We start from the raw sequence: 22,483 nt of genomic DNA, 5'->3' as shown, positions 1-22,483 counted from the left end.
CCATTTGTAACCAGCTTTGGTTCAGCCCACCTTATATTCCTCTAAGTAGAGGAGGCTGGGTGGTTCTATGTATATGTTTATAGAGGCTCTGAAATTCCATAGAAGCTTCTGGCTATCAGGCTCTAGAGATGATATCGCTGAGGCTCTCTCCTCAGATCTCAGGGATATATCTAGGGAGGCTCTTCTGATGAATCTATATCTACCGCTGAGGGCTGGCATGGATCTTTTGGCATGGATTTCCTCAGAAACACCTAGGCCTATAGCTAGATTTAGAAGCACATTGAGGAGTAGATATGGTGGCTATATCGATGAGGTGCTAAGCTTTCTCGCAGTCTACAGGCCATCCCAGTATTTCCCCTCACACCAGGATTTGAGGGAGTATGTGGCGAGGGCTTCTAAGGATCCCTATGAATATATCGTTGCATATCCCATGAGAAAATCCCCTGAGTGGTATCTACTACCCTTTGAGGAGAGGAAGAAGATCATGGTTGAACACGCTTCACAAGCAAGATCTCTATCGATGGGCAAAAAGATCAGATCCTATACAGCATATAGCTATGGCTTAGATGATAACGAGTTCTTAGTGATCTACGAGCTAGAGGATCTAGAAGCCTGGAACATAGTAGTAGAGAAGCTAAGAGAGGCACAGCATAGAAGATGGGTGGTGAGAGAGGAGCCAATACTAACTGGCAGATATATATCGACTGAATCTCTTAGCATAATACTGAGTTCTAAAACAGAGCATCTAGAGAAGATCGCATAATGATTGGAAAACAACTCGCAACCAATGAAACACTACCTTGTTATTCTTTCGTAGTAGAGAGTCATTAGCGTAGCTGGATAAGGAGGCCTAGAATAAATATTGCTATCCCTCCAATAATAGCTATAACCCTTTCAAGCCCTACACCGAGAAGACCTATGTATACTAGATACCCACCTAGAGCTGCGGTTGCTAGAGATAGTATGGGGTTTGATAGTAGAACACCTATTACAAACCCTATTAGACCTGCAAGTAACGGTATCAGCAAACCCCCAGCTAGGGGCAGTGCTAATGAGAAGAATATCAAACCCACGGCTAGGCCCACGGCTATCGGGAGTAATATCAGCCCAAGAAGACCCCCTATTATAAAGCCGATCACACCTATGATCAGCGGGAGCGGGGCTTCAAGGAGAAGGGCTCCTAAGTAGTATAGCAGCACTCCTAGAGCTGCGCCTCCTAAGAGGAATGCAACTAGCTTGGCCAGGGATTTGCCGGCTAGGGCTATTACAATGCCTAATAGAATTATTAAGATAGATCCTATAGATCCTAGTGTGCTATGGAGAGGTGTGGCCATTGAGAGACCCTAGATATAGTTGATAGCTATTTAATAAGCATGTTTTATAAAGCCTATCGGTGTGTGTATATCACCTCCTTATCGATCCTAATGGGTTTTCCCCCTATAATTGATATTCTAATGCTCTCAGGCCCTCCCCTTTTAATAATGGCATAGGGTATGTTAGCCACGTATCTAAGATCTATCCAGGGGGATTTAATACCAATTATATTTGCCTCAACACCCTCTTCTATATAGTTTCTATACCCCAGGATCTCTCCCCCCTCTATGGTTGCGGCTCTTATAATCCTCATGGGATCTATATCTATCCCCTGCTGCCTTGCTATAAGGATTAGCGCCTCCATATCACGCCATAGATCTGGTTTCACCCATCCCCCATTATCACTCCCGATCCCGAATTTGATCCCCGAGTCCAGGATCTTCTTAATGCTTGGCGGTCTTGAGAACCACATGTTGCTCCTAGGACATATAGCGAGGCCCACGTCCCTCGATGCCAGCTCTGAGAGCTCCTCATAGCCTAGATAGACCCCGTGGATCACTAGTCTCAGCCTCTCAAGACCCCTTATCATCTCATAATCACCCTCGCCCCTCGTCTCCTCGGTTTCTGCTATATGCGATGCTATATATCCTCCGAGCCTCTTTGCAATATCATCTATAACCCTAAGCTGATCCTCTCCATAGTAGTGGGGTGATGAAACCCCTATCCACCTTGTTATCCTCAGAAGATTCTCGACCTCTCTTCCAAGCGATTCGGAGCCGATGCTGAGAGGCATAGCCATAGGTATATATACCCCCTCGAAACCCTTGCTACCCTCGAGCCCCTGTAAAACACCCTCCTCACCCCCTTCTCTGAAGTCCGCAACATACCCCACGCCAGCCTCTATCTGTGTCTCTAGAAACCTCAATATATACCTAGGGATCTCCTTCCACCTAGCCCTCAAAGCTATATACTTAGCGCCATATGGCTCTCCAACAATACTATCTATATCTAGATCAGATGCTAGCTCCATAAACCCCATGTCAGCTGTGTGGGCGTGGAGATTTACAAGGGGTGGGAGGGCTATTCCCTCCCTAAGATCTATAACCATGTCAACACTACTATCCACCGCATAGCCATTGTATATCCCCGCTATAACCCCCTCCTCAATAAATATTGTCCTCTCACGCACTATCTCAGGCTCACCACCTCTAACCACTGCTCCAGCCCATATCGCTATTCTCAATCTCTCCCATCACAGATATAGTGTTATTTAATAGTATATGCTTTAGAAGGTGCTGTGACCCCTATATCTCCTTAAACACCTATTTAAGGCTAGAGTGTCTATTATAGATATTGAAAGTAGGATTGAGAGAAAGGGATGTTAATTGGGTGAGAGGGTTTTCGATATAGTGGTTATTGGCGCAGGGATCCTAGGTGCCTCGATAGCCTTCTGGCTCTCAGAATATCTAGATGCTAGAATAGCTATTATAGATAGGGAGCGGGAGCCAGCTCTACATGCTAGCTCGAGGAATACCGGTGTGATACATAGGCCATTCCACCTAGATCCTAGGAGGAGGAGGCTCTCCGCCTGGGCCTCGAATGAATCGTATGTTTTTTGGAAGACCTTCTCGAGGATCTATGGTCTTCCGTGGAACCAGGTTGGAACCCTAAAGGTGGCGGTTGAGGATGAAGATCTCTCGGAGCTTGATAAGTACATCAGATGGGGTGAGGAGAATGGTATGGATAGGAGGGAGATGGAGCTTCTAGGGTCTGAAGAGGTTTCGAGGATAGAGCCTGAGGTGAGGTGTAAGGGGGCCCTTTTAATAAATAGCGAGGCATCTGTGGATTACGGGGCATATGCTAAGAAGCTTGTGGAGCTCAGCATCTCTAATGGTGCTAGATTCCTCGGCAGCTCCAGGGTTATAAGGGTATCTGAGACAGACGGTGTAGAGATCCAAATAGCCTCTGGGGATAGGGTTTATAGTGTGAGGAGCAAACTAATGATCAACGCTGCCGGCGGCGAATCACTAGATTTAGCAAAACAGATAGGCCTTGGAAGAGAATATTCAGTGCTATATTTCAGAGGTGATTACTGGCGTGTAGATCCCTCCTCAGGGCTTAGGATTAGGAGGAACATCTATAGCGTTCCGAGGCATAAGGGCTTCCCATTCCTAGATCCCCATTATATAGTGAGGCATAACTGGCAAAGCGATGTCGGCCCAAACGCGGTGCCTGTTCTAAGCCCCTACGCATATAGAGGGCTGGCCACAAGCCCCAGGGATATCCGGTTGTTTCTATTTAGAAAACCCATCACACCCAAGCTAAGGCTTCTATATAGCAGAGAGTTCCTATCACTTGCTATTGCCGAGTGGAGGAGCAGTATATCGAAAAGGGCTATGGCATATAGAGTTGCGAGGTTCATCCCAAGACTTAAACCCTCAATGCTTATAGAGAGGATCCCAGGGGGTATAAGAAGCCAGGTAATAGGCTCTGAAGGCTTGGTATCGGATCCCATAGTGTTGATGGGGGGTAGAAGCATTCATATAGCTAACTACAACTCGCCAGGGGCCACTGGGGCTCCCGCGTTCTCAGCATATATATATAGATTAGCAGAGGAAAAGGGATATCTAGAGGGCTTTAGAAGAAGAACACCTAGACATGGGGATCTAGTAAGGCTATTGAACTGGGATGAAATTCCGCTCTAAACATCCCATAAGATCTCCATACCATATAGACAACCTCCTCTTAATCCTAGGCCTATCTCTTCTGCCTCTCCTTGGCAAAACAACTGGCAAACCCCGCCTTTTAGGGTGGGGAGGGACTTATAATATATAGCTATGCTTATGACTAGTATTTCTAGGAAGCTCTGCAATGCCTGTGGGGAGGCTACATAAGTTTTCCCTATATATCCTCGCATCCCTTCTGATCATAGGCTTCTTGGGAATAGGCTTTTTAACTCCCCTTCCACCCTTCCTCCTTCTAGAGAACCTAGCTATAGCTTTCCTCCTAGCCCTCGGACTACTCCTAAGTGTTAGAGGTTTGAGGGCAGGGCTATATATAATTGCCATTGTATCCCTTGTCTACTCTGGGAGGATCTCTAGAAGCATTATATCGCCAATCGGCACGCTACAGCCCCTCTGGGAGGCACATGTGCCTGTGGCTGTGCTTCTACTAGCGTTGGGTGTTATATCTATATTAATGCTGTCTAGCACTAGCAGGAAATAGATATTTATATGGTTTTTCATATTAGATATGGGATCTTTCTATATTTCCTCACCAAAGGTTAGAAGCCTCGCCTTTTAAGGTGGGGAGCGGTAGGCTTATAAACTCTCTGCTACATGATAATGCTTGGAGTTGGTGCGTGGCGAGCCTAGCAGGCTAGGAGCCACGCACTGCCCGCAGCTGACGGCGGGCCCTGAGCCAAGGCGATGATGCCGCCCCCGTGAGGGGTGCCTAAACCATGAGGGACGCCCCAGTGGGGGAAGAACCCCGCCCATCAAAGGCGGGGAGCCGTCAGATCTATGGAAAGCCATATTCGGTAGGATGTTGGTTAATGCTACGCAGTATATCTAATAATAGCTGATAGAATCACTAGGGATAGGCCTATAGAGAGGGATGCTAGATAGCCGAGATATGTAGCTACATAGCCTGAGAAGATCCCTCCTACAAGGCCCCCAACCTCTCTTATAGCTTGGTATCCACCCATGTTATATCCCGAGGTTGTGTTTGAATAGCTGTTGAAGATGCCTATCTCTAGCATGTTATATGATAGCATATATATGGCTAGTATATAGATTATCGCAGTGCTATATAGATCTACTATGTTCAGTATAACCGCTATAATAGGTGCTGTGGCAAGTACTAGCCATAGGCTCCACAGAGCTGTTATCCCTATAGCTATCCAGCCAATGATCATTAGCACCCCTACTAGCATGGGTGAGAGGACTAGGTATTGGGATAATCCTCGAGAGCCCAGGCTCGAGGATAGTATAGAGGGTGCCGGTGTCAAGATCATCTCGGCCGATGCTGTTAAAAGGGCTGATGAAATAGCTAGTAGAGCTGGGCTGGGCATCCTCGCACTCCAGATCCTGTTCAGCCTATTATATATGCCTCTACTGCTAGCATCTAGTAGTGAAGATATTATCAATCCTCTTAAAAGGGATATGCTATAATATCTATCTAATGTATCTCCTAGCCTATATAGGAATCTTCTGCTAGGAATCAAAGGATCCTGAATCATTGTTAGCATTGTTGACGCTAGGATTGCAATAACAATCACTACCCCCGGGCTATATCCAGCTCCTATCGTTATGTATATAAGGGCTGCTCGGAAAACCCAGAAAACCCCTCTAAGGAGGAGGTTGATACCGCTCCAAGCATCTCTATCACTATTCTCCAAAACATCTATCGACACAGCGATTCTGCCAGAAGCTGTTGCCGCAGAATGAATAGCATAGCCTATAGATAGGGATAACAGATCCTGTGAGAATAGGATATAAAGTGTAGAGATAATAAGCAAGGACGCTGATAAAACTCCTAGAACCCTCACCCTATATCTATCACCTAGATAGCCGAAGAATATAGAGGAGATTATATAGATCAAACTCCAGATGAAGCTGATTATACCCAGATATATGGGATCGGCTTTAAGATGTGCAGCAGCCCTATACAATGCGATAGAATCTAGAAGCCCAACTGATGCCATTAAGAGGATAAAGGCTAGGTATATCCTCAACTACATCCTATTACTATCGCTAGAAAAATATAGAGGCTTTTATATTTATCCACACTTCACCGTTATAGAGCGCACCGATCAACTATTACAGCTGAAAGCCTCCTCTAGGATGGGAGGAGATCAGAGGATCGTGCATCCTCTCGGCTCGCTCTTAACTTATTTATCTTAACCTTACTTTAGCTAGAACATCCATAATAATTACAGAGATCAGGGTTAGAGAGTACATGCTACCCATGGTTTTAGCTCTAGGGAGAATATATCTCACCTCGCCCCTAAGCTACTTGAGTATTGTTGGAACATAGTAGCCGTAAGGTTAAGCAGGCTATGGTTTAAATGAGTAAAATGCTGTAATCAATGATATCCAACCCACTAACTCTATTAAATATGAATATGCTATGAGTGTTGATATGAGTCCTGCGTTTGTGTAGACCTCGATAATGCTGAGGGCCTGCAGTATTATGCTTACTAGAGTTATAAGACCACTCCATCTGAAGAGAATTTTTCCAAGCCTAGTTGATACCGCCTCGAGAGCTCTATACCAGAGGAACCCTGATATAGCTATTGACACTGATGCTGCAATAACTAGGTATACCCCCAAGGAGCTAACTATGCTAGTAAACACTTCCAGATCCCTAGGCTGGGTGAAGAGAAGGGCGAATAGTGATGTGTGTAAGGGAAATAGAAAGAGAACGACGCTAGGCGGTATATAGAGGGTTACAGAGATAAGGGAGTACCAAAAAACACGTCTCTCCTCATAGATATGTGACAGAATGTAGAGAGCCGATACTATCTGGAGTAATCCTAAGATGATTACAGGAAAACCGTCGGAGAAGCTAACAGATATACATAACACCACACCTATAATAGCGAAAATAGAACCGATTATACCTCGGTTCCTAGCTTCATTAAGGTTCACTCGGTTTTTAGCCTCATTAAGGTTCATAAATTTAGCCCTGCATATCTAGGACTCAGAGGATTTATATGTGTAATCATATCTGACCTCCTCCCCGCCCTGAAGGGTGAGGGTTCCCCCTAGGGTGGGGAGGTTTGGGCTACATCCCGAGCTATTGTTCGGTTCAGCCTCTCGCCTGGTCTTAGGCGTGTTACCCCTACCCCGCATAGTGCGGGGCTCGGGGTTATGGCTTTACTCTTAGCTAGTATGTTGAATGCCCCCACGAGGTCTGCGTTGAATACAATGTTATGCTTATAGCATTTGAATAGTCCTCTCGATATTCTCTTGTGATCCTCTATTGCTCTGCATATTGGGCATGTTCTGGATGTGTTTTCCTCATCTACATGCTCAACCTCTATACCATATTCCTCTGCAACTTCTCTCAATCTTCTCAATAGATATCCATAGCTCCATATATGGATAATCTCGAAGTTGATCTTAGAACCCTTGCCAGGTTCTTGAGAAGCATATTTCGGATGACCAACATATATCCTCTTAACACCTTCACTATATAGCCATTCTATTGTGTTCCTAACAGCCCAATCTATATAGCTCTTGATCTGTTTCCTCCATTTTCTATACATCCTCCTAAGCCTCTTAGAAGACCTAAGACCATATCTATTCAGAGTACTCTGGTACTCTGATATCTTCTCCCTCCAGTAGAAGCTAATAGCCTTCAAAGGCCTCCCATTAACCAATAAAGCAGATCCATCATCAACATATACAGCTAAGAGGTTATTGATGCCTATATCAATGCCAGCCTCTTTATCTCCGAGGGGCTTTAAAGGCACTCTAAAGCTACTATTCCTGATCACCTTTTTATCAACCTCGTATGACACATAAATATACCATTTCTTATCATCATAATCATAGTGTATCTCAGCCCTACCCTGTTTCCCGGAAACATGTATTCTACCTGAATATCTAACCCTTATAGATCCGATAGCTCCTAAGCCCTTTATCACGATATATTCGCCATCAATGTTATATTGATCATTTCTGAGGACTGTCCATAATATTCTGGTCTTCCCCCTCTTCCTATATCCGGGTGGATTAACTTTCTTTATGAATGGTGGTAGCCTATCCTCCTTCTTAGCCTTCAGAGATGAGAAGAACGATCTCCAGGCCTCATCGTTCTTGTTCAGAACCTGCTGTGTAGTTGCAGATCCAATCAGCTTCTTATACCTCTCATAGAACTCCTTATATGTTTGCTTAAGATCTACTTTTTTGGTTTCGAAGAACTGCCTCCTCCTAGCATAGTTGATCTCGTTCCAGAGCTTTGAAGATATATCACATAGTTTCCTCAGCCTAGCCTCAGTCTCCCCATCCGGCAATAGCCTTAGCATCACCGTTCTGATCAAGATATCACGCTCGGCCCCTGCGGGCATAGAGATAGGGGTGTTATAGCTATTAGAGGTTGGCCCGCCGAGGCCCAAAAGGATTGTGGAGCAAAGCTTATAAGCATTAACAACATTCCCACCCTAAAGGACGAGGCTTTCAGTTTGTAATCCCAAGGTTTGTTGAGAGGAGTGGGATCATCCCTATATGTTTAACATCGGCTCTGACCTATTAGAAACAATATGGTGTCTTAGTTAGATTATAATGGTGATCTTCGTCTAGCTATTTATCATTCTATGTTTTAAACAGATGTCTATACTAGCTTGATTGGGATTCCTATCTTTGTTGGCTAGGTAGGTAGCTGTCTAGAAGCTTTTTCACATAAACATAGACGATCTTTGCTCCTTCAACTGCCTTAAGAGCATATGGCTCTGTATATAGCCTTGTAGGTGGTAGGCCGAGCTCCTCATCACCATACATCGATGGTTCTCTCTCGCGTCTGAGCCAGCGGGATATTGCTGCTAGCTCCAGTATTTTCTCTCTAAACCATTCTGGGAATCTATCTGAGAATTCTATTAGCACGGGGCCAACGTCACGCCATTTAGGAGGCTCGATCCCAATAAGCCTTAGTGAGGCCTTGAGAAGCAGCTCCACAGCCTCTTGACTCTGTCTAATGGTATATGCATACGCTTTCTCTCTTAGCATCATCTCAGCTATCCTTATCCTCCTCTCAGCCTCCTCTATATATGCTCTAGCCATATCAATGTTATTCAAACTCTATCACCTCTCCAAATCGATAGCTATTCTTTAACACCGTAACCCATTTCCTACCTATCCTAACCCTTCTAGCACCATATTCCTCGAGCTTCCTCCTCAACCTCTCGAAGATATTTGACATGAAGCTACCCCTATCATATAGGATCTTGACGTCAAAGACAGCATCTAAGTAGAGTGGGCGGATATCCCTTGCCTGATCAATGCCAAGTACTATAGGCGATAGAACAGGGTTATATCCATATTTTTTAAAACACCTTAGAATAGGTGCTAACAGCTCCTCAACCCTGTCAAGCTCTAGATGTAAAGCATATCTATCTATAACATCATTAAGAACAACTATTAGATCTACATCACTATCCCCCCTAAAATCCCCCCTAGCATATGAGCCATATAGAACAAGAGAGACAAGCCTATCACCGAAAACGCTTAGAAAAGACTCTACCAAAGCCCTCTCAAATCCCCTAACAAGCTCGTCTATCGATACGCACTCCAACCCTTAACAACCATGATTTATCTATCCAACACCCTTACTTATTCAAAACAAGTTATGAAAGGACATTAGCAAGTATGCATAGTACAATCTATATCGATGAACCCATAGAAAAGGATGGCATTAGGAAACATAAATGAACCGCTATGAAGACAACATTCCAGCCCTTAGCACTAATATTATTAGAAGACATTATTTCATAGCTATTTCGTGGAGCCTAGCGGAAGCATAAAACAATGAATCATAAGCATTTGTAGTGGCGCCAGAGGCGAGTTTCCGCCCCACCAGCTTATAAATCTGAGTTTTTAGATTCTCGATATATTATGAGTTATAGATCAATGTAAAGGATCTAGCTTTTAGGTAGTCTCACACCTATCCAGCCTTGGTATGTTCCTCTATATGGCTTCCCTATCGATGTAGATACCCGAGTTGTTAAGATCATGATGAACAAGATATTAGATCACATACTAAGATATAGAGAGGTAAAAATTGTGGAAGAGGCACTCGAGAGCATAAGGTGGTGAGAGTTTCCTTCAATATTTCAAGATCTTCTTACTCCTTCTTCCCACCGTATAGCCTCTCCATATACTCCTTCATCATCTTTATAATATCAGTCTTTATCGATGAAACCTCACTATATACTAGATCAACCCTCCTCTCAAGAGATTCAAACCTCTTATCAATAGCCTCAAACCTTTTCTCAACATAATCCTTAAGATCATCAATCCTCTTCTCAAGAGATTCAAACCTCTTATCAACTGCTTCAAACCTCTTGTCAACATAGCTCTTTAGATCATCAATTCTTTTATCCACATAGCTTTTGAGATCATCGAACCTCTTGTCAACATATTCCTTTAGATCATCGAATCTCTTGTCAACTGCTTCAAACCTCTTATCAATAGCCTCAATCCTCTTCTCAAAGGCTTCGAATCTCTTGTCAATCGATTCGAATCTCTTGTCAACTGCTTCGAATCTCTTATCATTAGATCTCATTATGATATCTAGATATAGTATTACTATCTCTTGATCTGATAGTTTTTTGCCCTCAGCAACCTTCCTAGCAATCCTATTCACAGCCTCCTCAAGAACCCTCGAAAGCATAGCCTCAGCAACAACACCCAACTATATTACCAGATAAGATTAACGAGGAAAACTAATATTCATAACTAAAGCATAGCCTCCTCAGGGCGGGGTGAAAGCCTATCCAGAGATCCCAATCTAGGAGATCAAGACTTATCATCACAAACAGCTAATTCACAGGGATCGGGATATCCAGGTGGCCCATTTATAGTTCCTTCTCTAAAATAGAATAAGTATTATATAACTCGGGGTGAAGAAGTTTTACATATCAATACATTTATGGATGCCTCAAGTTCCGCTCTGTCTATTATGTTAGCGTCCTGTGTTGTCCGAGCTCGTTTTCAGGCATGTTGGAAGGCTCACAGAGGTCTCGATATCTCTGTGAGTTTGTGGATAGTTATTGATCCCAGTGGCAAGGGGTTCTTAGTAGGATAGGCCTGCCTGGGTTTGGAGCAGAGCCCCCATTACCTGGGTAGATCATTGTTGTTGAATCAACTTAATAAAGGTTTCTATCTCTTAGCTCTTTAGGAGTTATCACCACACCCTCTACTGGGTAGCTATTGTTCTTCAAGAATTCTATGAACTTGAAGTCTATTGTTAGAAATAATAGTCCGAGAGCTCTTGCTGTTGTATAGTGTAGAGCATCTATATAGTCCCTATGTCCTTTATCATATATCTCGATGGCCTTGATATAGGCTTCTGGCGGTGGTTCTATAACTCGGTAGCTCTTTCTAATAGCCTCTAACCCTATTCTTACTCTCTCAAGCTTCTCTCTACTAACGATCCTCAGTATCTTCCACATGGCTTCTAGCAAGCCTATCTCAAGATAATATACTTCAAGCCTTCTAAACAGCTTTATAACCTCCGTATCACCCTCAATCTCAACCCCTAGAGCTGGTAGGAGAAACGATGTATCTATAAGAATGCTAGGCCTCTTCGAGATACCTCTTCTGCTCCTCAAGGCTTGTAGCCTCAAGCTCTTCCAGGGTTATCCTAGCGATCTTCTCACCCATAATCGAAAGGGTTATCGCATCGGGTATAGGCCTAAGCACGATATGATCATCTCTAAGCTCTAGCAGAAGCTTCGAACCCTCATCAATTCCAAGGGCCTCAGCAACAGCCTTGGGGATAACAATGGTTCTCTTCCTACCAACACGCACCTCAATAGCCAGACCCACTCTATGCACCAGAAATAATAGTTGGTCAGATTATTTAAAGTTTCAGACATATAATCAACAAGGTCTTCTTAGTTCTCGATAGAACTGTTTACCATGTCTTCTGGATCTTTATAGTTAGCTGGGGGGCAGTAGGATCTCTAGAAACCCTAAGGTCTTATCGATCAGATCATCTCGGTGTTACTGCTTTGTTCAGGAAATCTCCTAGACAACTGCTTAACATGAATATTAGAGCGTAGGTCAAAAAACCTCAGATATTATGTAGATATAGCCCTGATCTCTGAAGCTACCCAGCCATTGTGGACAAGGCTTTTTACTAAATCCTCCTCAAGGCGGTTAGAGGGGCGGGGATGATGTATACCAGGCTAGCAGATCTGTGAAGATGGGCTGAACCTCTGACCCGCCCCGCCCCCAAATATATTCTATTTAAGGCAGCAATATAAACACATAGCTATTAATAGGGAGCTCTTCCCAATAGAAGTATCTGGATGAAGGATATTCCTCAGAGACTTAATAATATCTAACCCTGGCTCCGGAGGGGCGATGCTTTCAGCTGTAAGTATTTTGGTTTGGTGGAACTTATCTTTGTTTTGCAGATATATAATTATCTGTTTTTGTAGAATCTGTGGTGGAGTTCTAATACGGTGTGATGATGGAGGAAGGCGAGATCGAGGTTATGATACATAGGGATTTCTCATCTCTAGATATTATAAGGGCTTCTATGGGTAGGTGGCACCACCACTTCGCAAGATCTGTTAAGGATTATGGAGGCGTTGTTCTAGATCTCATATTTCGAGGGAGAGCTGTGGGGCAGTCTGTGATATACACGGTTGATCTTGGGTATAGTGTGCTAGGTGTTATATACTACATAGCTATTCTACCTGAGTATAGGGGTAAGGGGTTGGGTAAGATCTTGCTAGCATCTGCTGAGGAGGTGCTAAGCGATATGAGATCAGAGAATTTATTAGCAACTATATCTGGGGATAACGAAGCATCTCTCAAGCTGTTCGGGGAGATGGGGTACCAGCTATATAGCTGGGATCAGATCTCCGATAGATGTGGAAAGGGGGTGGCTGAGGTTATTAGAATGGTGACATGTGGCTATGAAGACGATATAGTGGCTTTGAAAAGCGTTTTCGGAGACCCCGTTTTCCCAAAGATATGTAATATCAATGGTGGTGTGGCTAAGAGGTGGTGGAGATCGGCGTGTTTAAAGCCATGGCTAGATCTTAGGGGTAAGATATAATCAAGGTAGGGTTTCCGAGGATATATTCCTAATTACGAAATTGTTGAGGAGAGATATAGCGTCTATAGATAGATCGAGGGATCCCTATATGGGGAAGCTCTATCTTGAGAAAGAAACTAGAAGATCTAGAGAGGCCTCCCACCTTTATAGAGCCTTAGAGGTGTTGGAATATGTAGAGGAGGATCTAGGCTGTGATGATCCTCATATCAGAGATCTGTCAGGGTCGGAGAAGGAGATAGATATATATGTCTCTAGATGTAGCGAGCCTGAGCATATTCTGAAGGAAGGGTTGAGGGAGTTGGAGGGGATAATGGGTTTTAAAATCAGAATTACTAGATCAGCTGGTTACGGCTCAGGGATCAAGGATCTCTATAGATCTATAGGAGATCTCGTTGAAAGGGATATGCTGGATCTATTAAAACCCCTAGCCCTAGAAACAGCTAGAAGGGGTGGGATAGAATATATGGCTATCCTATTGAAGAGCGGCAGTTGGATCATATTGGAGGGGGAGAGACACAGGGTTAGGGTTCCATGGATAGAGGAGGCTATAGCTATTGCACATACACACCCACCAGAGGGGTGTATCCCCTCAAGACCTGATCTCGAGAGCTGTCTCGAGCTACTAAGCAGCGGGGGGATATCATGTGGAGTGATTAGCGTCAATTGTTTCTTCATAATCCAACTAGGATCTCCTCTTTCAATTGAATGCTACGAACATCTCATGAGGATTATCAATAAATATGAGGATATATTGGAGGGGATCAGGAGTGCTGAGAGCTTCATACAGCTCTTCAGGGAGCGATGCGACTCTTTAAAGCTAACACTATCCCCTCTCTAATCCGTGAGCATCGATCTATAGCTGTTGTTAAGACCCCCAGCCCCCTCCCCATCCTAGTGGGTGAGGTTTTGACTGTGGAAGATTAACTGTAGAAGAGATCCTTATTTAGATTCCGAGGTATCTCCTGAAATTCCTCTCCACAGCAAATGCTATATCCTCCTCCCTAGCACCCCTGATAGAGGCTATTATGGAGATTGTCTCTCTAAGCATTTGGGGCGAGAGTCTCAGGCCTCTATAGTTATAGGGTCCATCGCTTTCTATGAGCATGTTATCTATGCTCACCTTCTCAGCTATTCTCCTATGCTTCTCCTGGATCTTTATTGCTGCGTTTATCGAGACCATATACCCTAGATCCTCTATCTCTCTTAACACATCTTCAGGTCCGTTGTACCAGTGGAATATAGCTTTCTCAACACCTTCCCTGCTTATAATTCTAAGGGCTTCTCTCCATGCATCCACGGCGTGTATATTCACCACAGCTCCTATAGATCTAGATGCCTCTAGGAAGATCCTCAGAGCCTCAACCTGTCTCTCGAAAAGGGATTCTGGGAGGAATCTTCTGTCAAGCCCTATCTCACCAATGCATTTGGGTTTCACCTCGTATATAAGATCCACCACCTTTCTGAGGTTCTCAGACCCCTCCCTCTCTATATTCCATGGGTGGATCCCTAGGCATGGGATTATGTTTGAGCTATATCTCCTAGCTAGCTCGAGGGTTCTTAGAGAGGATCCCATATCATCGCTCACAGCAAGGATTACATAGCCGCTTCTAACAAACCCCTCTACCTCGTCATCCCCGAACTCGTGGAGATGGCAGTGGGCGTCGTAGAGGTTTCTAGCCTCCAATGGCATCACCTAGAGATCCTAACCCCCCTCACAAGTATATAGGGTGATTCAACCGGTGTTGTTATCTCCCACCACTTAACCTTATAAAGCTTCTTACCTAGAGCCTCTATATTTGTTAATAGATTATTAACTGTATCTGCGATCCTCATTCTCCTCGAGGCCCCAACGATCTCCCCATTATCCACGATCAATATAGCGTCACGTAGTACCGTGGAGAATATCCCTTCGACAAAGTTATGGTATCTTGTATACCAGTTGTTAGTAGCTATCAAGCCCCTCCTAAGATCCCTTATAAGCTCCTCATCACCTCTATCACCTGGCTCAACACATATGTTCCAAGGCCTCGGCATGATCCAGCCTGCGTTGCCTGTTGACTCGACACCCATAGCCCTTGCTGTTTTGCTGTTATGGAGAAGAGATCTGAAGATCCCCCTTTCCACCAGGGGCACCTCCCTAGTTGAGATCCCTTCATCATCAAACCCCGTTGATCCCATCATATCCTCTCTATGAGGAGAATCCTTTATTGTTAGAGCCTCACTAGCTATCCTATCACCTAGCTTTCTATTTACTAGGAATGTTGTTCCCACTAGATATGAGAAGCCTGTGAAGCCCCTTATAATTGAGTCTAGCAGCTCTCCAAACACCATTGGTGATAGGATCACATCATATTTGCCTGGCTCAATGCTCCTCTGAGAAGCCGATAGCCTGGCATATTCTGCTGATTTGATTGCTACCTCCTCTATCTCCTTAGGATCATAGAACCTAGATCCATATCCCCAGTGCCCAGAACCCTCACCCTTGAAGGATCTTAGGTGTGCATCGATGAAGGATCTCTTCTCACATGCCTTAAACCCTTTAGATGTTACGAGGCACCTAACATTGATCCCCAGGTCTAGGATGCCTGCTATCCTTTCAACACCCTCTTCAATAGCCCTGTTGATCATCATATCAACAACATCTCTTGGATCCTCCATCAGCTTCTCAATCTTATCATCAAATGCCTTTGAAAGGGGCTGTGCCCTCGGATCTGGGTCTGGTAGTGGAGCATATAGCATGGATCTTTCTAGCTGATCTATGCTCCCAGATAGCATAGAGATTCTCCTAGATATCTCGTCAAGATCCCATGTGTCAAAGGATGCCTGGGCGATCCTCTCACCCCTTGCAACATATATTGAGGCGTTATATGCCCTCCAGCTCTGGACAACGCTTGGCTGGCTATTTGCAATCTTAACCATAGATCTATCTGTGCTTGTCAGCAATACAGCGCACTCCTGGAAACCAGAGGCTTCAGCTGCTCTGAGTATCCTCTCACCTATATATATTGGGTCACTCAACTGGGGCCACACCCAGGTAGATCTTTGAGATCCTCACGTTAGGACCCCCCATCCACACAGGCACACCCTGTGAGGGCTCCCCCTTACCACATGTTCCTGGGAAGAACTCGAGGTTTTTATCCACTCCGACTATGCTGCTGAGGAAATCACCTGTGGTTATCTCTAGCACGGGGTTTCTAACAGGTTTTCCCAGCTCCCCCTTCTCTATCATAAATGCCTCTAACCCTATGTATCTATGCTGCCACCTAGTATCATCTATATTCCACTCCATATTATTCTTTATATATACGCCGAGCTCTATATCCTCTATAAGCTCCTCAAACTCCATATCGCCTGGGGCTAGGTATGTGTTGCTCATCCTCACAATTGGTTCTGAGGCGTAATCCATAGATCTCGAGGATCCGTTGCTGTTAACACCCATCCTCGCCGCTGTCTCCCTATTATGTAGAAGCTCTGTCACAACCCCCTCCCTATATAGGATCTTCGGTCTTGCGGGAACCCCCTCGTCATCGTATAGGTAAAAGCCGCTTGAACCAGGTATAGTTGGATCGTCTATAACATTTGCATACCTCCCCCCAAGCCTTGCCCTACCAACCATCTCTGGCTTAACATAGCTCTCACCAGCCTGTGCAGCCTCCCTCCCAAGAACTCTATCCGCCTCTAGGGGATGCCCAACCCCCTCGTGCATCATGAGCCCCACAAGCTCTGGGCCTATAACTACATCTATCTTCTCCTTTGGAGGGGATACACCCCTTATAAGGGTTTCCTCCATATTCCTAGCCATGTTAGAGATCTTATTCGAGGCTATCTCCTCCTCTAGGAGCTCAAGCCCTTTGGATGCTGCTATCTCATACCACTTACTCATAGATCCCCTCCCAGGGTATGATATAACTATATTTATAAACCCCTCTACCCTTGGGATTTTGCTCCTTATATATGCTCCATCGCTGTTGATCACGATCTTCTCCTCGATCTCCTCGCTATAGTTGGCTATAAATGTTGATAGCCTAGCCTCTCTTAGAGAGCCCTGCACAGCCCTATAGAGATCCTTTAGATATGGAACCCTATCGCCTATCGCTAGGTTCTCAAAAGGCTTTAAAACCCTAACCTCGTAGGAGGCCCTCCCAAACCTCTCACGAGACAACGACATTCTGTTCTTAACAAGGCTTGAGAAGGATCTAGCATTAGATATAGCCCTTTCAACAGCAGATCTAACCCCCTCCCTATCCAGCCTCCCAGTAGCTGCGAATGCCATGGAACCCTCATAGAGAACCCTTATACCAATACCCTCTGAAACCCTGGAGCCAATACCTATAATCCTATCCCCCCTCATGGTTACACTCCTAAGCTCCCGCCTATGATATCTAGCCTCGGCATAGGAAGCCCCTAGGTTTCTTGCATACTCAACAGCATAGAGAACCAACTCCTCCAAGAGCTCACCACTAACTATTGAAAAGAAAATATAAAGATATATAACATGTGCTACCCCAGAGATAACCCTTATTCAGAGTAGATCTAAAAGCGATAAGACCATATTAATGTATAAAAACCCTAGAAAAAGAACTACATAACCGAAGTATTTCCCCTCTCACGGAACTAAAAATATTTTAAAATAGCCAGAAGTACCGTGAGAGGAGTTAGCCCTTGGTGTTGGTTCAATAGCTTTATCCACACCTCATGGGGCTCTGTCGAGGGGAACACCACTCCCCTCCCATCTGTGGATAGATACTTCAAACCAATCTATCTAGGATCAAGCCATTGCTTATCCTTGCTAGTCTTAGCTGTATCTTTATTATCTTTACTCTCCCACCTCTTCTCAAAGCAATGCGAATCATCGAGGGGGCATACCTCTTAATGGGCTTTCTGCTAAATGGTTTTATAATTCATTATTAAATTAGAGACAGCCTCATATCTAATCTACTCTATAGAACTCAAACTCTAATTATAGCTAAGACTATGTTGTTGTTACAACTGAAAGCCTTGTCCTTTAGGGCGGGGATGTTGCTTATGCTTATAATCTTTGATGTTAGCACTAGGTTAGATGATGAGGTGGTTAAGCATGGCAACCAGGCCCCCGGATGAACATGGATGGGGGCTAACAGCCATATCCCCGAGTCCCCGGGAGGGGATAGGGGTAATGGGCCGGAGACCCGGCCCAGGACTAAACCAGGCGAGAGATCAGTGATCTACTATAGAATTGAAAGGGGAGGAGCTCGGCTTTGATATGGTTTGGAGTATCTCTTGCTTCTATATTTAAGCTCTGATCTGTTGTTCAATATATATTTCGCTATGTATTATATATGAGTGGCTATTATGTCATCCACCCTTCTCGACGTGTGGGTGAAGGTTGTTAGGAGGGATTGTGATGTGACGAATGCTATTGCATCTATGGATTGGGATATAAGGATGGTCAGGGTTAGCCCTGGTAGGACTATGTCGAGCCATATGCTTAGAATCGTTAGCGGGGATCCTGAGGAGGTCAAGTCACAGCTTCTTAGAAAGGGTATTAGGATTGTAAGGATCTTGGGGAACAATACACTCTGGGTTAGGGCTAGGAGCTGCTCATCATGCTCCCTCCTCAGCAAGGAGGACTGTGTTGTGGTTGAGGGGATCCCCCTTTCCAGCTATGAGATGAGCTATAGACTATTAGTCCCAGGGCTGGGGGCCCTCAGGGATATTATAAAGTCCCTGGCATCTGCAGGGCTCCAACCAGTTGTTCTGAAGAGGGCTGAGCATATAGAGGCTGGCGAGCTAACGCCGAGGCAGCTTGAGGTGCTTCTATTCGCATATAAGAAGGGTTATTTCGATACACCGAGGAAGATCTCTTTATCTGAGATGGCGAGTATGATGGGTATAAGGGCTACATCCCTTAGAGATATAATTAGGAGGGCTATTAAGAAGATAGTTAGGAAATATCTAGCTGACATGGGTCTACTCCTGGAGGAGTAGAGATACACCGCCATAATCCCTTTTCCCCTCAAGGTTTGAGGCTCCTAGCTGTAATACGGTTGTATCACGATCATATGGATCTTTGTTTAGCTGTGGTAGATCTCTAAAACATATATAGAGAACCCCATAAAGTGAATAATATGCTTTTTATCACAAGCTGTAATATGAAAACCCTTTTGCCACACACTTCGGAATCCCCACAGTACTTTAGAAATAGATTTACCCCGATTCCAGGGGGTAAATATTTAAATTTCACCTTACGTAATGAGTACACGGTGAGAGAAGATGCCACAGGGCTTCTGTCTAAAGTGCAGGAAGAAGGTTGAGCTGAAGAACCCAACAGAGACTGTGCTGAAGAACAAGGCCAAGGCTATAGTAGGGACATGTCCGAACTGTGGAACAAAGGTCTATGTTATAACTGGTAGGGCTAAGTAAACCCGCTAAAATCTATGGAAAAATAATATAAAATTATTTTTTATATACAAAATTTGTTTCTATTATTATAGCTCGGCTGGCGCACCCGTGATTCCGTATTTGCTCTTCCACTCCTCAAAGATCTTCCTCTCGATATCCTCTAGCTCCCTGCCAAATCTATACCAACCACTCTTCTCCTTAGACTGCTGTGGAGCCTCGGAGGATGGCCATATACAGTTCACTGGGCAGACTTTAACGCAGCTGAAGTCATCAATACATTTCTCCCATATAAGCCTTGCCTTTGCATTCTGATCCAGCTCGAGGGCTTGGACAGGGCATACTGCTACACATGCTCCACAGCTTATACATATATCCATATCTATCACGATTCTCTGGTACTTCCTCAAAGCCTCGCCATGGGGCACTGCTTCTCCCAAGATATGCACCGTATATACTATTTTTCCAGGGATATTAGGGTATAAACCTAAAAGGTTAGGTGTTTATGGCGATCTAAATAGAGGGAGATCTAGGATCAGAGGTTTTCAGTAGAGCCAAGGGCTATATGAAGGTATAGAGAAGCTATTATAGAAGCGTATCATAAATATATTGGGGGCTATATGCTCAGCACTCCCGAGACACAGGTACCGGGGATAATGCTGATAATACTGGGGGCGGTAATCCTTATAATAGGTCTCGCCCTTCTCTTTGGCCCACAGATAGCATCTATTATAAGGGGTCTCGGGGTTCCAGAGCCTCTTAAAACCCTTTTAATAGTTGGTTGGAGGGTGGGCTCTATAGAGATCTATACATCTCCAATTCTCCTCATAGCCCTTTCCATTCTATATATCGCTATGATGAGAAGGTGATCCTTTGAACCCGCTGGAGATTCTAGAGGATTCTATGAGGAGGAGAGCGGCCTTCATATCTAGAAATAGGTTTGTTCTAGCAACTATAATGGGGCTCCACATATCGAGGCTATTTAGAAGGGGTTATCAATCAATATGTATAGAGGATCTATGGGGGTTGAGGGAGGAGTCTATCTTATCTAGCAAGAGCGTATCTAGGGAAGACCTTAGTAGGATCCATGTCAGCTGTGGAGAGCCGGATATAGTATATGCTCCTTGGACAAGCATCGCTGGAAAAAGATTCCCTAGCAAGGTTGTTGGGATCTACACAGATGGTGGAAGGGCTATCCTAATATCCAGAGGATTCTATGTTGTTGTTCTAAGACCTATGGGATATGGTGTGGGTAACTATATAGTTGAGACATTGGATGGGAGGGTTGGGTATATACATGTTGGTGAGGAGGGTGTTAGAGAGGCTAGGATACCGTCTAAGCATGTTGCTGCATATCAAAAGATCGTTGAGGCGTTCAACACATATGGATCCTTTAGATTTCTCGATGCCATTAACATACTTGTGAGGGAGCTTGGGATCGATAGGGCGGAGGCGAGGAAGATCCTAGAGGATCTTGTTAGCATGGGGATAATAACGATATCCAAGGGCATGATCCAGCCTATGGGAGGGTTTGAAAACATATGAGCCAGAGGATCTTGAGGGTATCGATCATCCAATCCAGGATAGCTGGTGATGCTATGGAGAACTTTAAAAGGGTTAGGGAGATAGCATCTACAGCCTCCTCCCCAGAGATCATCTCGATCTATGAGAACTGGCTTGGCAGAGCACCGATATCTATGGAGAGATATATAGATCTCTCAAAAGAGATCCTAGATATCTCTGGGGCAAAGGTGTTTGTAGCAGGATCGGCATATATAGATGTTGGAGACTCTATAGCATCTAAATCAGCTATAATCGATAGAGCCGGCTCAATAGCTGTTGGGGGAAAGCTATTTCCAAGCGCTGCTACAGGTGAGAGAAGCAGGGTCCTCCCGGGAGGCCCTCCAGCTGTGCTTAATACTATATATGGGTATTCAATAGCCTCTGTGATCTGTGTTGATGCTATGTATCCCGAGGTAGTTAGGATCGCCTCTCTAGCAGGATCACATGTTATTGTCAACCCAAGCATAATACCATCAAACAGATCCTATCTCTGGAGGGCTTTAGGAGCTTCTAGAGCATCTGAAAACACAGTCTTCTTCATCCATGTTAATGCAACCAATACTAAGTATGTAGATGGCAGGGATGTTATGGGGGGTAGCTTCGTAGCAGATCCCCAGGGTAGGATCTTGTTTGAGGTAGGGGGTGGAGAAGGTGTTTTCGAGACATCAATAGATCTTGGGGAGGTGGATAGGGTGAGGGCTAGGTGGAGATATCTCGATGATATAAGGGGCTCTCTCCAAGAGATATATAGAATTATATTAGAGAGATCCAGGGGTGATCGATAAAAAAGGTTTTTATTGATGAAGGGCTGGGAGCATTAGGAAGTATATTATGAATATAGCTGTTATAACAACAGTGGCAGGGGTTATATCCCTCAGCCTACCGCTTAGAAGCTTAACAAGGGTATATGTTATGAATGCAAGCCCGATCCCTGTTGCTATGCTATAGGTTAGGGGTATGGCTATGATGGCCATGAAGCTCGGTATAGCCTCTGTGAGATCTTCAAGATCTATCTTCCTTATAACGCTCATAAACATGAGACCAACAAGGATCAGCACAGGTGCTGTGGCAAAGCCTGGTATAGATGCTGCTAGAGGGGCTATTGGGAGGAATGCTAGGAATAGAAGCCCTGTTACAAGGGCTGTCAGCCCCGTCCTACCCCCAGCCTCTATACCTGAGGCGGATTCTATGTAGATAACAGTTGTTGTTGTCCCAGCCAGAGCTCCAACGACTGTTGCTGTGGCATCTGTGTATAGGGCTTTCTCGATATTAATAGGCCTGCCCCTCCCATTCACCAACCCTGCTTTAGTGGCTAGACCAGATATTGTTCCTATTCCATCGAAGAACTCTACTAGGAATAGTGAGAATGCTACTGGGAATGCAAGTGCTATCAACTCTATATATGCCCTCAAGGCTGTGGGGAATACGGGGATTA

Annotated in this window: 26 protein-coding genes; 11 read left to right on the top strand and 15 right to left on the bottom strand. The window is 44.6% G+C overall.

Annotation, left to right across the window (positions count from 1 at the left end):
• Positions 1–67 precede the first annotated feature (67 nt).
• Positions 68–763, top strand: a complete 696-nt coding sequence (locus QXE01_02825; GenBank protein MEM4970169.1) for a chlorite dismutase family protein — start codon at positions 68–70, stop codon at positions 761–763.
• A 64-nt stretch (positions 764–827) separates the two neighbouring features.
• Here QXE01_02825 and QXE01_02820 read toward each other — a convergent pair whose 3' ends face one another.
• Positions 828–1,334 carry a hypothetical protein gene (locus QXE01_02820; GenBank protein ID MEM4970168.1) on the bottom strand — a complete coding sequence of 169 codons (507 nt, stop codon included), beginning with the start codon at positions 1,332–1,334 and terminating at the stop codon, positions 828–830.
• Between the two features lie 53 nt (positions 1,335–1,387).
• Complete coding sequence (locus QXE01_02815; GenBank protein MEM4970167.1) at positions 1,388–2,557, bottom strand: amidohydrolase family protein; 1,170 nt, start codon at positions 2,555–2,557, stop codon at positions 1,388–1,390.
• Between the two features lie 142 nt (positions 2,558–2,699).
• Between QXE01_02815 and QXE01_02810 the strand changes: the two genes are divergently transcribed.
• Together QXE01_02810 and QXE01_02805 are read left to right on the top strand one after the other, a co-directional pair.
• Positions 2,700–4,019, top strand: a complete 1,320-nt coding sequence (locus QXE01_02810; GenBank protein MEM4970166.1) for an FAD-dependent oxidoreductase — start codon at positions 2,700–2,702, stop codon at positions 4,017–4,019.
• Positions 4,020–4,185: 166 nt separating this feature from the next.
• Complete coding sequence (locus QXE01_02805; GenBank protein MEM4970165.1) at positions 4,186–4,539, top strand: hypothetical protein; 354 nt, start codon at positions 4,186–4,188, stop codon at positions 4,537–4,539.
• 331 nt (positions 4,540–4,870) lie between these two features.
• Here QXE01_02805 and QXE01_02800 read toward each other — a convergent pair whose 3' ends face one another.
• The 8 genes from QXE01_02800 to QXE01_02765 all read right to left on the bottom strand — a co-directional run bounded on the left by QXE01_02800 (position 4,871) and on the right by QXE01_02765 (position 11,864).
• The gene (locus QXE01_02800; protein ID MEM4970164.1) at positions 4,871–6,049 is read right to left on the bottom strand and encodes a hypothetical protein; all 1,179 of its coding nucleotides are present in this window, start codon (positions 6,047–6,049) and stop codon (positions 4,871–4,873) included.
• Between the two features lie 322 nt (positions 6,050–6,371).
• Positions 6,372–6,902 carry a hypothetical protein gene (locus QXE01_02795; GenBank protein MEM4970163.1) on the bottom strand — a complete coding sequence of 177 codons (531 nt, stop codon included), beginning with the start codon at positions 6,900–6,902 and terminating at the stop codon, positions 6,372–6,374.
• A 179-nt stretch (positions 6,903–7,081) separates the two neighbouring features.
• Positions 7,082–8,362: a transposase gene (locus QXE01_02790; protein MEM4970162.1), complete on the bottom strand. Its 1,281-nt coding sequence runs from the start codon at positions 8,360–8,362 to the stop codon at positions 7,082–7,084.
• A 313-nt stretch (positions 8,363–8,675) separates the two neighbouring features.
• Positions 8,676–9,113: a HEPN domain-containing protein gene (locus QXE01_02785; protein MEM4970161.1), complete on the bottom strand. Its 438-nt coding sequence runs from the start codon at positions 9,111–9,113 to the stop codon at positions 8,676–8,678.
• Positions 9,106–9,609: a nucleotidyltransferase domain-containing protein gene (locus QXE01_02780; protein ID MEM4970160.1), complete on the bottom strand. Its 504-nt coding sequence runs from the start codon at positions 9,607–9,609 to the stop codon at positions 9,106–9,108. The genes QXE01_02785 and QXE01_02780 overlap by 8 nt, the downstream gene beginning before the upstream one ends.
• Before the next feature lie 549 nt (positions 9,610–10,158).
• Positions 10,159–10,728 carry a hypothetical protein gene (locus tag QXE01_02775; protein ID MEM4970159.1) on the bottom strand — a complete coding sequence of 190 codons (570 nt, stop codon included), beginning with the start codon at positions 10,726–10,728 and terminating at the stop codon, positions 10,159–10,161.
• Between the two features lie 454 nt (positions 10,729–11,182).
• Positions 11,183–11,647, bottom strand: coding sequence for a PIN domain-containing protein (locus tag QXE01_02770; protein MEM4970158.1), 465 nt, complete (start codon positions 11,645–11,647; stop codon positions 11,183–11,185).
• Positions 11,613–11,864 (bottom strand): AbrB/MazE/SpoVT family DNA-binding domain-containing protein, encoded by a 252-nt coding sequence (locus QXE01_02765; protein ID MEM4970157.1) that lies wholly within the window; start codon positions 11,862–11,864, stop codon positions 11,613–11,615. The genes QXE01_02770 and QXE01_02765 overlap by 35 nt, the downstream gene beginning before the upstream one ends.
• Before the next feature lie 646 nt (positions 11,865–12,510).
• Between QXE01_02765 and QXE01_02760 the strand changes: the two genes are divergently transcribed.
• Positions 12,511–13,107 (top strand): GNAT family N-acetyltransferase, encoded by a 597-nt coding sequence (locus tag QXE01_02760; GenBank protein MEM4970156.1) that lies wholly within the window; start codon positions 12,511–12,513, stop codon positions 13,105–13,107.
• Between the two features lie 88 nt (positions 13,108–13,195).
• Positions 13,196–13,945, top strand: coding sequence for a hypothetical protein (locus tag QXE01_02755; protein MEM4970155.1), 750 nt, complete (start codon positions 13,196–13,198; stop codon positions 13,943–13,945).
• Positions 13,946–14,050: 105 nt separating this feature from the next.
• Here QXE01_02755 and QXE01_02750 read toward each other — a convergent pair whose 3' ends face one another.
• Genes QXE01_02750 through QXE01_02740 form a run of 3 tightly spaced genes read right to left on the bottom strand, consistent with a single transcriptional unit; the run spans position 14,051 to position 17,557 of the window.
• Complete coding sequence (locus QXE01_02750) at positions 14,051–14,791, bottom strand: TatD family hydrolase (GenBank protein ID MEM4970154.1); 741 nt, start codon at positions 14,789–14,791, stop codon at positions 14,051–14,053.
• 5 nt (positions 14,792–14,796) lie between these two features.
• Complete coding sequence (locus QXE01_02745) at positions 14,797–16,125, bottom strand: TldD/PmbA family protein (GenBank protein MEM4970153.1); 1,329 nt, start codon at positions 16,123–16,125, stop codon at positions 14,797–14,799.
• The gene (locus tag QXE01_02740; protein MEM4970152.1) at positions 16,118–17,557 is read right to left on the bottom strand and encodes a TldD/PmbA family protein; all 1,440 of its coding nucleotides are present in this window, start codon (positions 17,555–17,557) and stop codon (positions 16,118–16,120) included. The genes QXE01_02745 and QXE01_02740 overlap by 8 nt, the downstream gene beginning before the upstream one ends.
• A gap of 627 nt (positions 17,558–18,184) precedes the next feature.
• On the opposite strand from QXE01_02740, the gene QXE01_02735 reads away from it, so the two are divergent.
• The 3 genes from QXE01_02735 (at position 18,185) to QXE01_02725 (ending at position 19,509) form a co-directional block, all read left to right on the top strand.
• Positions 18,185–18,310: a hypothetical protein gene (locus QXE01_02735; protein ID MEM4970151.1), complete on the top strand. Its 126-nt coding sequence runs from the start codon at positions 18,185–18,187 to the stop codon at positions 18,308–18,310.
• Positions 18,311–18,438: 128 nt separating this feature from the next.
• Positions 18,439–19,074 carry a helix-turn-helix domain-containing protein gene (locus tag QXE01_02730; GenBank protein ID MEM4970150.1) on the top strand — a complete coding sequence of 212 codons (636 nt, stop codon included), beginning with the start codon at positions 18,439–18,441 and terminating at the stop codon, positions 19,072–19,074.
• A 285-nt stretch (positions 19,075–19,359) separates the two neighbouring features.
• Positions 19,360–19,509 (top strand): DUF5679 domain-containing protein, encoded by a 150-nt coding sequence (locus QXE01_02725; GenBank protein ID MEM4970149.1) that lies wholly within the window; start codon positions 19,360–19,362, stop codon positions 19,507–19,509.
• Between the two features lie 65 nt (positions 19,510–19,574).
• Here QXE01_02725 and QXE01_02720 read toward each other — a convergent pair whose 3' ends face one another.
• Positions 19,575–19,925 carry a 4Fe-4S dicluster domain-containing protein gene (locus QXE01_02720; GenBank protein ID MEM4970148.1) on the bottom strand — a complete coding sequence of 117 codons (351 nt, stop codon included), beginning with the start codon at positions 19,923–19,925 and terminating at the stop codon, positions 19,575–19,577.
• Between the two features lie 180 nt (positions 19,926–20,105).
• On the opposite strand from QXE01_02720, the gene QXE01_02715 reads away from it, so the two are divergent.
• The 3 genes from QXE01_02715 to QXE01_02705 are packed head-to-tail and all read left to right on the top strand — an operon-like array spanning position 20,106 to position 21,833.
• The gene (locus tag QXE01_02715; protein MEM4970147.1) at positions 20,106–20,354 is read left to right on the top strand and encodes a hypothetical protein; all 249 of its coding nucleotides are present in this window, start codon (positions 20,106–20,108) and stop codon (positions 20,352–20,354) included.
• Positions 20,355–20,388: 34 nt separating this feature from the next.
• Complete coding sequence (locus QXE01_02710) at positions 20,389–21,030, top strand: hypothetical protein (protein MEM4970146.1); 642 nt, start codon at positions 20,389–20,391, stop codon at positions 21,028–21,030.
• The gene (locus QXE01_02705) at positions 21,027–21,833 is read left to right on the top strand and encodes a carbon-nitrogen hydrolase family protein (protein MEM4970145.1); all 807 of its coding nucleotides are present in this window, start codon (positions 21,027–21,029) and stop codon (positions 21,831–21,833) included. Before QXE01_02710 ends, QXE01_02705 begins: the two co-directional genes overlap by 4 nt.
• 9 nt (positions 21,834–21,842) lie before the next feature.
• Here the strand turns inward: QXE01_02705 and QXE01_02700 are convergent.
• The coding region (locus QXE01_02700) for an NCS2 family permease (protein ID MEM4970144.1) at positions 21,843–22,483 on the bottom strand (641 nt) is incomplete at its 5' end.

The organism is Sulfolobales archaeon (assembly GCA_038897115.1).
Taxonomy (GTDB): Archaea; Thermoproteota; Thermoprotei_A; order Sulfolobales; family AG1; genus AG1.
This window is presented reverse-complemented; position numbering and strand designations above follow the sequence as displayed.

What these genes read in the sequence shown, in the direction of transcription:
- QXE01_02825 (MEM4970169.1), top strand. Translation starts at nt 68, where the DNA reads ATGTATATGTTTATAGAGGCTCTGAAATTCCATAGAAGCTTCTGGCTA.
- QXE01_02820 (MEM4970168.1), bottom strand. Translation starts at nt 1,334, where the DNA reads ATGGCCACACCTCTCCATAGCACACTAGGATCTATAGGATCTATCTTA.
- QXE01_02805 (MEM4970165.1), top strand. Translation starts at nt 4,186, where the DNA reads ATGCCTGTGGGGAGGCTACATAAGTTTTCCCTATATATCCTCGCATCC.
- QXE01_02760 (MEM4970156.1), top strand. Translation starts at nt 12,511, where the DNA reads ATGATGGAGGAAGGCGAGATCGAGGTTATGATACATAGGGATTTCTCA.
- QXE01_02755 (MEM4970155.1), top strand. Translation starts at nt 13,196, where the DNA reads ATGGGGAAGCTCTATCTTGAGAAAGAAACTAGAAGATCTAGAGAGGCC.
- QXE01_02735 (MEM4970151.1), top strand. Translation starts at nt 18,185, where the DNA reads ATGGCAACCAGGCCCCCGGATGAACATGGATGGGGGCTAACAGCCATA.
- QXE01_02730 (MEM4970150.1), top strand. Translation starts at nt 18,439, where the DNA reads ATGTCATCCACCCTTCTCGACGTGTGGGTGAAGGTTGTTAGGAGGGAT.
- QXE01_02725 (MEM4970149.1), top strand. Translation starts at nt 19,360, where the DNA reads ATGCCACAGGGCTTCTGTCTAAAGTGCAGGAAGAAGGTTGAGCTGAAG.
- QXE01_02715 (MEM4970147.1), top strand. Translation starts at nt 20,106, where the DNA reads ATGCTCAGCACTCCCGAGACACAGGTACCGGGGATAATGCTGATAATA.
- QXE01_02710 (MEM4970146.1), top strand. Translation starts at nt 20,389, where the DNA reads ATGAGGAGGAGAGCGGCCTTCATATCTAGAAATAGGTTTGTTCTAGCA.
- QXE01_02705 (MEM4970145.1), top strand. Translation starts at nt 21,027, where the DNA reads ATGAGCCAGAGGATCTTGAGGGTATCGATCATCCAATCCAGGATAGCT.